This is a genomic window from Streptomyces sp. NPDC008137, assembly GCF_042957035.1.
Classification (GTDB): domain Bacteria; phylum Actinomycetota; class Actinomycetes; order Streptomycetales; family Streptomycetaceae; genus Streptomyces.
Window position 1 is genome coordinate 25,348 of record NZ_JBIBHN010000027.1, and the last position, 11,540, is coordinate 36,887.

The window sequence follows — 11,540 nt, forward strand, 5'->3', positions numbered from 1 at the left end:
TACCAGGCGGCAGAAAGGCACGGGCCGTGGCGTCCACGGTCACCTCGAAGTCGCAGGACCCGAAGACCTCGGAGAACTCGACGGCTTCCACCCGCCCTGGATACGGCCGGCTGCTGCGCACCCGCGGCGCCTGGACGTTCCTGCTCCCCGGTTTCGCGGCACGCCAGCCGTTCGCGATGCTGACGATCTCCATCGTGCTGCTGGTGCAGCACACCACCGGCTCCTACGGAGCGGCGGGCGCCGCCGCGGCCGCCACCGGTGTCTCCATGGCCCTGTTCGCGCCCTACAGCGGCCGCCTCGCCGACCGCTACGGGCAGCGTGCCGTGCTGATCCCCGGGGTGCTGCTGCACGCGGTCTCCGGGCTGACGCTGACGGCGCTCGCGCTGCTGGACGCCCCCCTGTGGGCGGTCTTCGCGGCCGCCGTCCCGACCGGCGCCTCGGTGCCGCAGGTCGGGCCCATGGTGCGGGCCCGCTGGGGCGTGAAGCTCAAGGGCTCGCCCCTGATGACCACCGCGGCGGCCTTCGAGTCGGTCACGGACGAACTGACCTTCGTCGTCGGACCGCTGCTGGCCACCGCCCTGTGCACGGCGATCGACCCGGCCGCCGGGCTGGTCACCGAGGCCTCGCTGACGCTGGTCGGCGGTCTGCTGTTCGCCGCGCAGAAGAGCACCCAGCCCTCGGTCGCGGACGGCGGCGGCCACGCGCGCGTGGAGCACGCCTCGGCGCTGCGCGTCCCGGGCGTGCGCGTGCTGATCGTGACCTTCCTGGGCATCGGCGCCGTCTTCGGCGGCATGCAGGTCTCGCTGGCCGCGTACACCGAGTCGATCGGCGAACCGGGCCTGAACGGCGTCCTCTACGGCGTCTTCGCCGCGGGCAACATGCTCTCCGGCCTCGTCTGCGGCGCGATCGCCTGGAAGGCGGCCCCGCAGCGGCGCCTGGTCGTCGGCTACACGGCGCTCGCCCTCACCGCCTCGGGCCTGTGGGCCGCCCACTCGGTCCCGGTCCTGGCCGGCCTCGGCCTGCTGGTCGGCATGTGCATCGCGCCCGCCCTGATCACCGGCTACACCCTGGTCGACGGCCTGGTCCCGGCAGGTGCCCGCACCGAGGCCTTCACCTGGCTGACCGGCGCGGTGGCACTCGGCCAGGCGGCGGCCGTCACCGTCGCCGGGCAACTGGAGGACCGCCTCTGGGGCGGTGCCGGTTTCCTGGTTCCCATGGGCGGCACCGTGCTTGCCCTGGCGACCCTCCTGGCCCTGCGTTCCCGGCTGTCGGGGCGTGCCCAGGGGCGGACGGTCGCACGTGGCGTGGGTCACCGCGTGCCGGTGGCAGTGGACTGAGCGGCTGGAATACGTCACTATGGACCGTCGTTAGCACTCATCGAGTGAGAGTGCCAGGAGGAAGACAGTGCCGACCTACCAGTACCAGTGCACCGAGTGCGGCGAGGGCCTCGAGGCGGTGCAGAAGTTCACCGACGACGCTCTCACCGAATGCCCGAACTGCCAGGGCCGCCTGAAGAAGGTGTTCTCGGCGGTCGGCATCGTCTTCAAGGGCTCCGGCTTCTACCGGAACGACAGCCGCGGCTCCTCGTCGAGCAGCTCCCCGGCGAAGTCGTCGAGCTCCTCCTCGTCGTCCTCCGACTCGGGTTCCGGTTCGAGCTCCTCCTCCGGTTCTTCGTCCAGCTCGTCCTCGAGCTCTTCGTCGGGCTCGGGCAGCTCCACCAGCAGCACCACCGCCGCGTAAGGCCTGATTTCTTACGGGACCCTGTCGCCTTCGGGCGACGGGGTCCTCGGCGTTTCCGCGTGCGGTTAGGGTGCGGACATGGCGAACAAGGCGAACGGGGCGGGCTCAGTGGACGTGGCGGGCTCTGCGAACGTAGCGGGCTCTGCGGCCGTAGCGGGCTCGGTGGACGTGGCGGGCCCGGTGGACGGGCAGGGCGCCGGAATCGGCGTCATCGGCGGCTCCGGGTTCTACTCCTTCCTCGACGATGTGACCGAGGTGCGGGTCGACACTCCGTACGGGCCGCCCAGCGACTCCCTCTTCCTCGGTGAGGTCGCCGGCCGACGGGTCGCCTTCCTGCCGAGGCACGGGCGGGGCCACCACCTGCCGCCGCACCGGATCAACTACCGGGCCAATCTGTGGGCCCTGCGGTCGGTCGGCGTGCGCCAGGTGCTCGCCCCGTGCGCCGTGGGCGGCCTGCGCCCCGAGTACGGGCCGGGCACGCTGCTGGTGCCGGACCAGCTGGTCGACCGCACGAAGTCCCGCGCGAACACGTACTTCGACGGAGAGCCGCTGCCCGACGGTTCGGTGCCGAACGTGGTGCACGTGTCGCTGGCCGACCCGTACTGCTCCGCCGGGCGGGCCGTCGCGCTGAAGGCGGCGCGCGGCCGAGACTGGGAGCCGGTGGACGGGGGCACGCTGGTCGTGGTCGAGGGCCCACGCTTCTCGACCCGTGCCGAATCGTTGTGGCACCAGGCGCAGGGCTGGTCGGTGGTGGGGATGACCGGGCATCCCGAGGCGGCTCTCGCCCGTGAGCTGGAGCTCTGCTACACGTCCCTGACGCTGGTCACCGACCTCGACGCGGGTGCCGAGAGCGGGGAGGGCGTCTCGCACGACGAGGTGCTGCGGGTGTTCGCGGCGAACGTGGGGCGGTTGCGGGGGGTGCTGTTCGACGCGGTGGCGGGGCTGCCGGGGGTGGACGAGCGGGACTGTCTGTGTGGCGGGGCGTTGGGTGGGATGGATCCGGGGTTCGTGTTGCCGTAGACGGTAGGCGTTCGGCGACGGGCCGTGGTGGGCGGCGGAACTTGCCGTTCGGGTGAGGGAGTTGTCCACAGGCTGAGGGCGGGTCCACAGGCCTCAGCGGGCGGCGGCGGGAAGCCTCATCGTGGGGAGCGCAAGCCGGTCCTCGTCGCAGGTGGTGGTTCCCGTGTCCCTTGCTCCGCTCTCGTCTTCTTCCTTCAACACGTCTTCTTCTTTCGGCACGTCTTCTTCTTTCGGTGGCTCCCCCGCCGCCCTCCCGCCCGGCCCCGAGGTGCCCGCGACGCGTGAGGTGCCGCGCTTTGATCCCGTGCGGGTGCGCGGGGGCCGGTACCGGTCGGGCCGGCTCGGGCGGCACCGGCGGCGGGCCTTGGCCGTCGGGCTCGCGGTCACCGCGACCGCGCTGGTGGCGGCGGGCCCGGGTGAGGGTGACGGGGCCCGTGGTCAGCCCCGGGGGCAGTCTCCCGCGCACACGGCCTCGATGTCCGGGGAGCGGTCCGCGGGGACGCGCGGTGCCGTGGGAGCGGGTGCGGCCGGAGCGGGTGCCGCGGGGCCGGTGACAGCTCCGATTCGGATCGCCGACGCGGCGACGGTACGGCTGCTGCGGCCGGGCGACCGGGTCGACGTCATCGCCGCCGAGGGGACGGTGTCGGGCGGCGACGCCCGTGTGGTCGCGCGCGGGGCCAGGGTGACGAAGGTGCCGGAGCCTCTGGAGGGCGCTACCGACGGCGGGGCGCTGATCGTGCTCTCGGTGCCGCGTGCCACCGCCGCCCGGCTGGCCGGGGCGAGCGCGACGGCGCGGTTGGCGGTGACCTTGTGGTGATGCTGTGCATGATCGCGTCAAGGCCCTCGTTCGAGGGACCCAGCTACTCGGTTCGGCTCAATCGTGACGTAGGTTGCGGAGCGTTTTGTTCCATAAGCTGCTCGTGCGAGGAAAGGCCCCGAGGTGAGCGAGAAGAAGGAACCGAGCCTCTGGGAGGGCTTCAAGGCCTTCCTGATGCGCGGGAACGTCGTCGATCTGGCTGTGGCGGTGGTGATCGGCGCCGCGTTCACGAACATCGTCAACGCCGTGGTCAAGGGGATCATCAACCCGGTCGTCGGGGCCATCGGGACGAAGAACCTCGACCACTACAGCTCCTGCCTGAGCTCGACGTGCAAGGGCGAGGAGGGCATCCAGATCGCGTGGGGCTCCGTCCTCGGCGCCACCCTGAGCTTCGTGATCACGGCCGCTGTCGTCTACTTCCTGATGGTCCTGCCCATGGCGAAGTACCTGGCCCGCCAGGAGGCCCGCCGCAAGGCGAAGGAGGGCACGCAGGAGATCATCGAGGTGACCGAGCTGGAGGTGCTGAAGGAGATCCGGGACGCGCTGGTCGCACAGCGCGGCACGGGGCACGACCAGCAGGAGCGGTAGCGCCGACGGCTCAGATGTGGTGGGGCGGCTTCTCGTCGAGGAAGCGCTTGAGGTCGGCCGCGCCGCCGCCGGAGTCCGTGCGCTCGCCCCAGCCGCGGTCGGTGTCGTCGGAGGACTGCTGGTCGAGCGGGTCGTCGAAGACCAGCGCGGGCTTCGGCGCGGGCGGCTCGGGATCGGGGGCGCTACTCATGCGTCCAGGGTACGGTCGCGGAGAAAATCCCCGCGCCTTCTGCTGTGCTGGGAATCATGACGTCCAGCCCCACTCCCCCGCCCGTCCCCTCCGGCGCGTCCGGCGACCGGGGACCGCTGCGCAGGCTCAGGGCCCGCGGACGCGACGAGGCGCATCGGACGGCCACGCCGCTGGAGCTCTTCTTCGACCTGTGCTTCGTCGTGGCCGTCGCCCAGGCGGGCATCCAGCTGGTGCACTCCGTCGCCGAGGGCCATGCCGGCGAGGGGATCCTCGACTACGCGATGGTGTTCTTCGCCGTGTGGTGGGCGTGGATGAACTTCTCGTGGTTCGCCTCGGCGTACGACAACGACGACGTGCTGTACCGGGTCGTCACGCTGGTGCAGATCGCGGGTGTGCTGGTCCTCGCTGCGGGGGTCTCGCAGGCGTTCGAGGAACACGACTACCTCGTGGTCTGGCTGGGCTACGTGATCATGCGGCTGGCCCTGGCGACGCAGTGGCTGCGGGCGGCCCGGGCCGCCGAGGGCCCGGAGCGGACGACGGCCCTGCGCTACGCCGGCGGGGTGCTGCTGTGCCAGGTCGGCTGGCTGGGTCTGGTGCTCCTGCCCGAGGGCGCCCGGCCCTGGTGGTTCCTGGTGATGGCGCTGCTGGAGATGTGCGTGCCGCTCTTCGCGGAGCGGGGCCGTCCCACGGCCTGGCATCCCCGCCATATCGCGGAGCGCTACGGGCTGTTCACCATCATCGTGCTCGGCGAGACGATCGCCGCGGCCACCATCGCCGTGAAGTCCGGCGTCGACGAGAACGACTCGCTGGGCGAGCTCCTCCCCATCGCGTCGGGTGGGCTGCTGCTCATCTTCGCCGCGTGGTGGATCTACTTCGTGGTGCCCATCCACGGCCATCTGCGGTCCAACCGGCAGGCGTTCCTGTGGGGCTACGGCCACTACGTGGTCTTCGCCTCGGCGGCCGCGATCGGGGCCGGGCTGGAGGTGGCGGTGGAGCAGACGGTCGGCAAGGCGCACATCTCCACGCTCGCGGCGTCGGCAGCCGTGACCCTGCCGACGGCCCTGTATCTGCTGACCGTGTGGGCCCTGCACTCGCGTCACTTCAAGGCGGGCATCACCCAGCAGCTGGTGCTGCCGATGACGGCTCTGCTGGTGATCTGCTGCACGTTCCTGGGTGACTGGGCGGTGCTCGCGGCGGGTGTGGTCTGCGCGCTGTCGGTGGCGGCGGGAGAGGCGCTGGCCGCGCGCCCGGCGCGGGCCCACGCCCCGTCGAACCGGCCGGCCTGACGGCGCCGTCGGCGCCGACCGGCCCGGCGACGCCCGGTACGCCCGCGACGGCCGACGACTGGACAACACTGGGCGCCATGACAGTTGACGCGTCGGTGGACGCTCTGACGGATGTCTCCGGCCTGCGCGTGGGGCACGCGACCCGCGCCGGCGACGGCTGGCTCACCGGCACCACGGTCGTGCTCGCCCCGGAGGGCGGGGCCGTGGCCGCCGTGGACGTGCGGGGCGGTGGCCCCGGGACCAAGGAGACGGACGCGCTCGATCCGCGCAACGTGGTGCGGAAGGTCGAGGCGATCGTGCTGACCGGCGGCAGCGCGTACGGCCTGGACGCGGCCTCGGGGGTGATGGCCTGGCTGGAGGAACGGGGGCGCGGGATCCGGGTCGGGGCGGACCCGGCGCAGGTCGTGCCGGTGGTGCCCGCCGCCTGTGTCTTCGATCTGGGTCGGGGCGGGGACTTCCGGGCCAGGCCGGACGCGGCCACCGGCCGGGCCGCGGTCGAGGCGGCTGCGGCGAGCGAGCCCGGCGCGCGAGTGGTCCAGGGCTGTGTGGGCGCCGGCACGGGGGCGGTGACCGGGGTGGTGAAGGGCGGCATCGGCAGCGCGAGCACCGTGCTCGGCTCGGGTGTCACGGTGGCCGCGCTGGTGGTGGCGAACGCGGCGGGGTCGACGGTGGATCCGGAAACGGGGGTGCTGTACGGGGAGTTGTTCCAGGGGCGGGTGGAGTACCCGGACGCGGAGGTTCATGAAGCCGCGCGGCGGCGCCTGGCCGAGACGGCCGCGAGGAGCGCGCCTCCGCCGCTCAACACCACGCTGGCGGTCGTGGCCACGGACGCGGACCTGTCGAAGGCACAGGCGCAGAAGCTGGCCGGCACGGCTCACGACGGCATCGCCCGTGCGGTGCGGCCGGTGCACCTCCTCCACGACGGGGACACGGTGTTCACGCTGGCGACGGGAGACCGCGCCCTGGACGCCGCGGACCCCCTCGCCCTCAACGAGGTCCTCGCGGCGGGCGCCGATGTGGTTACCCGGGCGATCGTGCGGGCGGTGCGCGCCGCCGAGTCGGTCGACGGCCCGGGCGGGGCGTGGCCGTCGTACGGGGAGTTGTACGGCGGCCGTTGAGCGGCCGGTCGGCGCACAGCGGCTCCACAGCGACGCCGGACATTGTCGCGGCCATGTAACGGTGATGTCGTTGCCGGCGGTCGGACGCAACCCGAACGGCCGCCCGGGCCCTCTTCCTCCACGTACTGGAGCGGATCACTCACATCACACGAACTGGGAGCAGCCCGTGACAACGCCGGACATTGCCGCGCGGCGCACACTGGGGGCCTGTGCCGCCCTGCTGGTCGGTGCCCTGACGCTCACCGCCTGCGGTGGCAGCGCCAACGCCGATGACGACGCCAAGGGCGGCAAGGGCACGGGCAACACGTCCGTCGCGAAGATAGCCATCTCGGCGAAGGACGGTTCGACGGGCGCGTCCATCAACTCGACCGGCGTGAAGGTCAGCGACGGGAAGCTGACCGACGTGAAGATGACGGTGGCGGGCGACGGTCAGGCCGTGCCGGGCTCGATCTCCTCCGACGGCAAGGCGTGGAAGCCGAAGGAGCAGCTGGAGCGCGGGACGAAGTACCAGATATCGGCTACCGCGAAGGACTCGGACGGCCGGACCGCCGCGGCCAACTCGATCTTCACGACGGTGTCGTCGTCGAACAGCTTCATCGGGACGTACACGCCGGACAACGGCACGACGGTCGGCGCGGGCATGCCGGTGTCGTTCACCTTCGACAAGGCCATCACCGAGCGGAAGGCCGTGCAGTCGCGCATCACGGTCACCTCCAGCAGCGGGCAGCAGGTGGTCGGGCACTGGTTCAACGGGCAGCGGCTCGACTTCCGGCCCGAGGAGTACTGGAAGGCCGGCTCCAAGGTCACGATGAAGATCGACCTGGACGGGGTGGAGGGCGCGAAGGGCGTCTACGGCGTGCAGAAGAAGACGGTCACCTTCACCGTCGGGCGCTCGCAGGTCTCCACGGTCGACGTCAACACGCAGACCATGACGGTGGTCCGGGACGGCAAGACCATCAAGACGATCCCGATCTCGGCGGGCAGCCCGGAGCACACCACGTACAACGGGCAGATGGTGATCTCGGAGAAGTTCACACAGACCCGGATGAACAGCCGGACGGTCGGCCTCGGCGGCGAGTACGACATCCCGGACGTGCCGCACGCGATGCGCCTGACGACGTCCGGCACGTTCATCCACGGCAACTACTGGTACAACAAGGGCAATCCGCCCTTCGGACGCCAGGGCACCAGCCACGGCTGCGTCGGTCTCGCGGACGTCCAGGGCGCCGGGGGCAACACGCCCTCCAAGTGGTTCTACGACAACTCGCTCATCGGCGACGTGGTGATCGTGAAGAACTCGCCCGACAAGACCGTGTCCCCGGACAACGGGCTCAACGGCTGGAACATGGACTGGAGCCAGTGGGTCGCGGGCAGCGCGGCCTGATCGACTGAACATCCGCTCCAACTGGGGTTTTTGACAGGCCGACCGGGCCGCGCGGGAACTTTTCGCGCGGCCCGCGCGTTTTCCCGGACGTACGTTTTCTCGGTTCCCGGACATGATGTCCGACCGAGGGGCTACGGTATGCACCCACAAGGTGACATGCAGCAACGCCGGGAGAAACCTTGAGCGTTCCGTACGAGACGGCAGCGTACGAACCCCACGACTCGCCCGAGTCTCCGGAGGAGCACCTCGCGCGACTCCTCGGCCGCGCCCTGAACTCCTTCGAGCTCCCGGACGAGACGATAAGGCGGCTGGACTGCGCCCTGGCGCACGACAGTTCGCTGCACTCCGCGCACCACAGCTCGGGCCTGCACCGGGAGACGTACCGGCACACCTGGCTGCTCGCGGACGGTTCGGCGCTCACCCTCTGGGAGCTCGTCCACAACACCGCCCTGGGCAGCGAACCGCAGCACGAGGTCTATGTGGACGAGGAGGAGCTGCGGGCCGCGACCGCACGTCTGCCGCTGCCGCCGGACACGCCCGACTTCGAACTGCCGGTGACGGTGCAGCTGTCACCGGTCCCCGCGCCCCGGCACGCCTTTGCCGGCGACGACTCGGCGGACCACGTGCGCCGTTTACTGCGCCGGGCGGAGAACCCGGACCGGCCGGGCGAGGACACGGCGGCCCTGCTGGCCACGGCGTCCGGCCACCGGATCACCCAGGCCTTCGGCCGCCCTTGCCGCGCGGGCCGGGCGGGGCTGTGCTTCTCGCTCTACGAGCACGCGTTCCTGCTGCGTGACGGCGAGGAGCTCTCCCTCTGGGAGGTCGAGCACACGGCGACACCGGACGGGCGGCACATGTGTGAGGTGTACGTCAGCGAGGAGGCGGCGCGTGAGGCGATGGAGCGGCGGGCGGCACAGCTGTCGTAGGCGCCGTGGCGGGCCTCCTAGACGCCCGGGTCTCCGTCCAACTGGCGCACCAGCTCGGTGAAGGCGTCTCTCTCCTGCGTGGTCAGCTCCACGGACTCCGACCGGGGGCCTGTCTGCCGCTGTTGCGGGAGAGCGGGGAGGGAGTGGCCTTCGGGCCACCCGGAGACGTGCTCAGGCATGCGATCCAGTAGACACCACGGCCCGGGACTTCGGTCCCGGGCCGTGATTTTCGTGATCTATCTCGCAGGTGGCGTGAACGGCTCACACGCCCCGAAAGGGGCGAACCGCGGGCGGGTGCCTTACGCCGCCACCGGCTGCTTCTGCTCCGCCGCCGGGGCCGCGGTGCCCTCGCCGGGTGCCGTGGCCCCGGGAGCCTGCTTGCGCATGCCCTTCAGGACGATCACCAGGGCCGTCGTGACGCAGACGCCCGCGGCGATGGCGACCAGGTAGAGCAGCGGGTTGCCGATCAGCGGGACCACGAAGATGCCGCCGTGCGGGGCGCGCAGGGTGGCGCCGAAGGCCATCGACAGGGCGCCGGTGATCGCGCCGCCCGCCATGGAGGCCGGGATGACGCGCAGCGGGTCGGCCGCCGCGAACGGGATCGCGCCCTCGGAGATGAAGGAGGCTCCGAGGACCCAGGCGGCCTTGCCGTTCTCGCGCTCGGTCGCGTTGAAGAGCTTTCCGCGCACGGTCGTGGCCAGGGCCATCGCCAGCGGGGGCACCATGCCGGCCGCCATGACCGCCGCCATGATCTTCATCGCGGAGTCGCTGGGGTCGGAGACCGCGATACCGGCCGTGGCGAAGGTGTAGGCGACCTTGTTGACGGGGCCGCCGAGGTCGAAGCACATCATCAGGCCGAGGAGGGTGCCGAGCAGGATGGCGTTGGCGCCGGACAGGCCGTTCAGCCAGTCGGTCATGCCCTTCTGCGCCTCGGCGATGGGCTTGCCGATGACGACGAACATCAGGAACCCGACGATCGCCGAGGAGATCAGCGGGATCACCACCACCGGCATGATGCCGCGCAGCGCCGCCGGGATGTTCACCTTCTGGATCGCGATGACCACGCCACCGGCGATCAGACCGGCCGCGAGGCCGCCGAGGAACCCGGCGTTGATGGTCAGTGCGATCGAGCCGCCGACGAAGCCGGGCACCAGTCCGGGCCGGTCGGCCATGCCGTAGGCGATGTAGCCGGCCAGGACCGGGACGAGGAAGCCGAAGGCGACGCCGCCGATCTGGAAGAGCAGGGCCGCCCAGCTGTCGGCCTGCGTCCACAGGAAGTGGTCCATCACCGACGGGGCCTTGTTGACCTCGTAGCCGCCGATCGCGAAGCCGAGGGCGATCAGCAGACCGCCCGCCGCGACGAACGGGACCATGTAACTGACGCCGGACATCAGCCACTTGCGCAGCTTGGTGCCGTAGCCCTCGCCGGAGTCGCCGGTGCGCTCGACGGGCGTGGCGCCCGGGGAGCCGGAGGTGACCTCGCCACGCGCGGCCTTCTCGCGGACCTCGGCGATGAGTTCGGCGGGGCGGTTGATGCCCGCCTTCACCCCGACGTCGACGGTCGGCTTGCCGGCGAAGCGGTCCTTCTCCCGTACGGAGACGTCATGGGCGAAGATCACGCCGTCCGCCGCCGCGATGACCGCCGGGTCGAGCCGGGTGAAACCGGCCGAGCCCTGCGTCTCGACGGTGACCTCGACGCCCGCCTCACGGCCGGCGTTCTCCAGCGACTCGGCAGCCATGTAGGTGTGGGCGATGCCGGTGGGACAGGAGGTGACGGCGACGATGCGGAACGGACGCTCCTCGGAGGCGGGGGCGCCCTCGGCCCCGGAGTCGCCGGTGACCGTGGCGGCGGCGGGAGAGGCCGCTCCCGCCGACGCCACGGTGTCTTCGGAACCCGCTGCCGCGGCAGGCTCGGCGGCGTCGGGCTCGTCGCCCCGGATCAGCGCCGCCGCGGCCGCCGCGTCGCCCACCGAGCGCAGCGCGTCGGTGAACTCCGTGTTCATCAGCTGCCGGGCCAGCGACGACAGGATCGTCAGATGGGCGTCGTCGGCACCGGCCGGCGCGGCGATCAGGAAGATCAGGTCGGCGGGGCCGTCCGTCGCGCCGAAGTCGATGCCGTCGGAGCTGCGCCCGAAGGCGAGCGTCGGCTCGGTGACGTGCTCGCTGCGGCAGTGCGGGATGCCGATGCCGCCGTCGAGGCCGGTGGGCATCTGGGCCTCGCGGGCGGCCACGTCGGCGAGGAAGCCGTCCAGGTCGGTCACCCGGCCCAGGGCCACCATGCGCTCGGCGAGGGCACGCGCCGCCGCTTCCTTGGTGTCGGCGGACAGGTCGAGATCGACCAGGTCCGCGGTGATCATGTCGCTCATCGCGGGCTCCTTAGCTCGCGTATCGCCCGGTGCGTGGGGTGGGCGGGGGAAGGGACGGGGGTGCTGCGGTGGGGGGTGACGAGGGTGGCGGCGGGGAGTAACGGG

The 11,540-nt window shown here is 71.6% G+C and carries 12 protein-coding genes; 9 read left to right on the forward strand and 3 right to left on the reverse strand.

The window, feature by feature from the left end; translation table 11 throughout:
• The first annotated feature begins 26 nt into the window (after nucleotides 1–26).
• From ACFZBT_RS31350 to mscL, 5 genes are all read left to right on the forward strand, one after another.
• Nucleotides 27–1,337, forward strand: a complete 1,311-nt coding sequence (locus ACFZBT_RS31350) for an MFS transporter (RefSeq protein ID WP_391110638.1) — start codon at nucleotides 27–29, stop codon at nucleotides 1,335–1,337.
• Between the two features lie 67 nt (nucleotides 1,338–1,404).
• Entirely contained in the window at nucleotides 1,405–1,740 is a 336-nt protein-coding gene (locus tag ACFZBT_RS31355) for an FmdB family zinc ribbon protein (protein WP_391110641.1), read from the forward strand.
• A gap of 78 nt (nucleotides 1,741–1,818) precedes the next feature.
• A complete protein-coding gene (locus ACFZBT_RS31360; RefSeq protein ID WP_391110644.1) occupies nucleotides 1,819–2,760 on the forward strand; it encodes an S-methyl-5'-thioadenosine phosphorylase in 942 nt (313 codons plus the stop codon).
• Nucleotides 2,761–3,028: 268 nt separating this feature from the next.
• Nucleotides 3,029–3,577 carry a hypothetical protein gene (locus ACFZBT_RS31365; protein ID WP_391110647.1) on the forward strand — a complete coding sequence of 183 codons (549 nt, stop codon included), beginning with the start codon at nucleotides 3,029–3,031 and terminating at the stop codon, nucleotides 3,575–3,577.
• 123 nt (nucleotides 3,578–3,700) lie between these two features.
• Nucleotides 3,701–4,165, forward strand: coding sequence for a large conductance mechanosensitive channel protein MscL (gene mscL, locus ACFZBT_RS31370; RefSeq protein ID WP_391110649.1), 465 nt, complete (start codon nucleotides 3,701–3,703; stop codon nucleotides 4,163–4,165).
• Between the two features lie 10 nt (nucleotides 4,166–4,175).
• Here the strand turns inward: mscL and ACFZBT_RS31375 are convergent, their stop codons facing one another.
• Complete coding sequence (locus tag ACFZBT_RS31375; protein WP_391110652.1) at nucleotides 4,176–4,355, reverse strand: hypothetical protein; 180 nt, start codon at nucleotides 4,353–4,355, stop codon at nucleotides 4,176–4,178.
• 56 nt (nucleotides 4,356–4,411) lie between these two features.
• Here ACFZBT_RS31375 and ACFZBT_RS31380 point away from each other — a divergent pair, with 56 nt between their 5' ends.
• The 4 genes from ACFZBT_RS31380 (at nucleotide 4,412) to ACFZBT_RS31395 (ending at nucleotide 9,069) form a co-directional block, all read left to right on the forward strand.
• Nucleotides 4,412–5,641, forward strand: a complete 1,230-nt coding sequence (locus tag ACFZBT_RS31380; RefSeq protein WP_391110655.1) for a low temperature requirement protein A — start codon at nucleotides 4,412–4,414, stop codon at nucleotides 5,639–5,641.
• A 77-nt stretch (nucleotides 5,642–5,718) separates the two neighbouring features.
• Nucleotides 5,719–6,759, forward strand: a complete 1,041-nt coding sequence (locus ACFZBT_RS31385; RefSeq protein ID WP_391110657.1) for a P1 family peptidase — start codon at nucleotides 5,719–5,721, stop codon at nucleotides 6,757–6,759.
• Nucleotides 6,760–6,925: 166 nt separating this feature from the next.
• Complete coding sequence (locus tag ACFZBT_RS31390) at nucleotides 6,926–8,143, forward strand: Ig-like domain-containing protein (protein ID WP_391110659.1); 1,218 nt, start codon at nucleotides 6,926–6,928, stop codon at nucleotides 8,141–8,143.
• Between the two features lie 179 nt (nucleotides 8,144–8,322).
• Nucleotides 8,323–9,069 carry a DUF6227 family protein gene (locus tag ACFZBT_RS31395; RefSeq protein WP_391110661.1) on the forward strand — a complete coding sequence of 249 codons (747 nt, stop codon included), beginning with the start codon at nucleotides 8,323–8,325 and terminating at the stop codon, nucleotides 9,067–9,069.
• 17 nt (nucleotides 9,070–9,086) lie between these two features.
• Here ACFZBT_RS31395 and ACFZBT_RS31400 read toward each other — a convergent pair whose 3' ends face one another.
• On the reverse strand, nucleotides 9,087–9,248 hold the full coding sequence (locus ACFZBT_RS31400; protein WP_391110664.1) for a hypothetical protein: 162 nt from the start codon (nucleotides 9,246–9,248) through the stop codon (nucleotides 9,087–9,089).
• Nucleotides 9,249–9,368: 120 nt separating this feature from the next.
• On the reverse strand, nucleotides 9,369–11,435 hold the full coding sequence (locus ACFZBT_RS31405) for a fructose-specific PTS transporter subunit EIIC (RefSeq protein WP_391110666.1): 2,067 nt from the start codon (nucleotides 11,433–11,435) through the stop codon (nucleotides 9,369–9,371).
• Between the last annotated feature and the right edge of the window lie 105 nt (nucleotides 11,436–11,540).

Coding starts and splice junctions, on each gene's coding strand:
- ACFZBT_RS31375 (WP_391110652.1), bottom strand. CDS start 4,355: ATGAGTAGCGCCCCCGATCCCGAGCCGCCCGCGCCGAAGCCCGCGCTG.
- ACFZBT_RS31405 (WP_391110666.1), bottom strand. CDS start 11,435: ATGAGCGACATGATCACCGCGGACCTGGTCGATCTCGACCTGTCCGCC.
- ACFZBT_RS31400 (WP_391110664.1), bottom strand. CDS start 9,248: ATGCCTGAGCACGTCTCCGGGTGGCCCGAAGGCCACTCCCTCCCCGCT.
- ACFZBT_RS31360 (WP_391110644.1), top strand. CDS start 1,819: ATGGCGAACAAGGCGAACGGGGCGGGCTCAGTGGACGTGGCGGGCTCT.
- ACFZBT_RS31380 (WP_391110655.1), top strand. CDS start 4,412: ATGACGTCCAGCCCCACTCCCCCGCCCGTCCCCTCCGGCGCGTCCGGC.
- ACFZBT_RS31385 (WP_391110657.1), top strand. CDS start 5,719: ATGACAGTTGACGCGTCGGTGGACGCTCTGACGGATGTCTCCGGCCTG.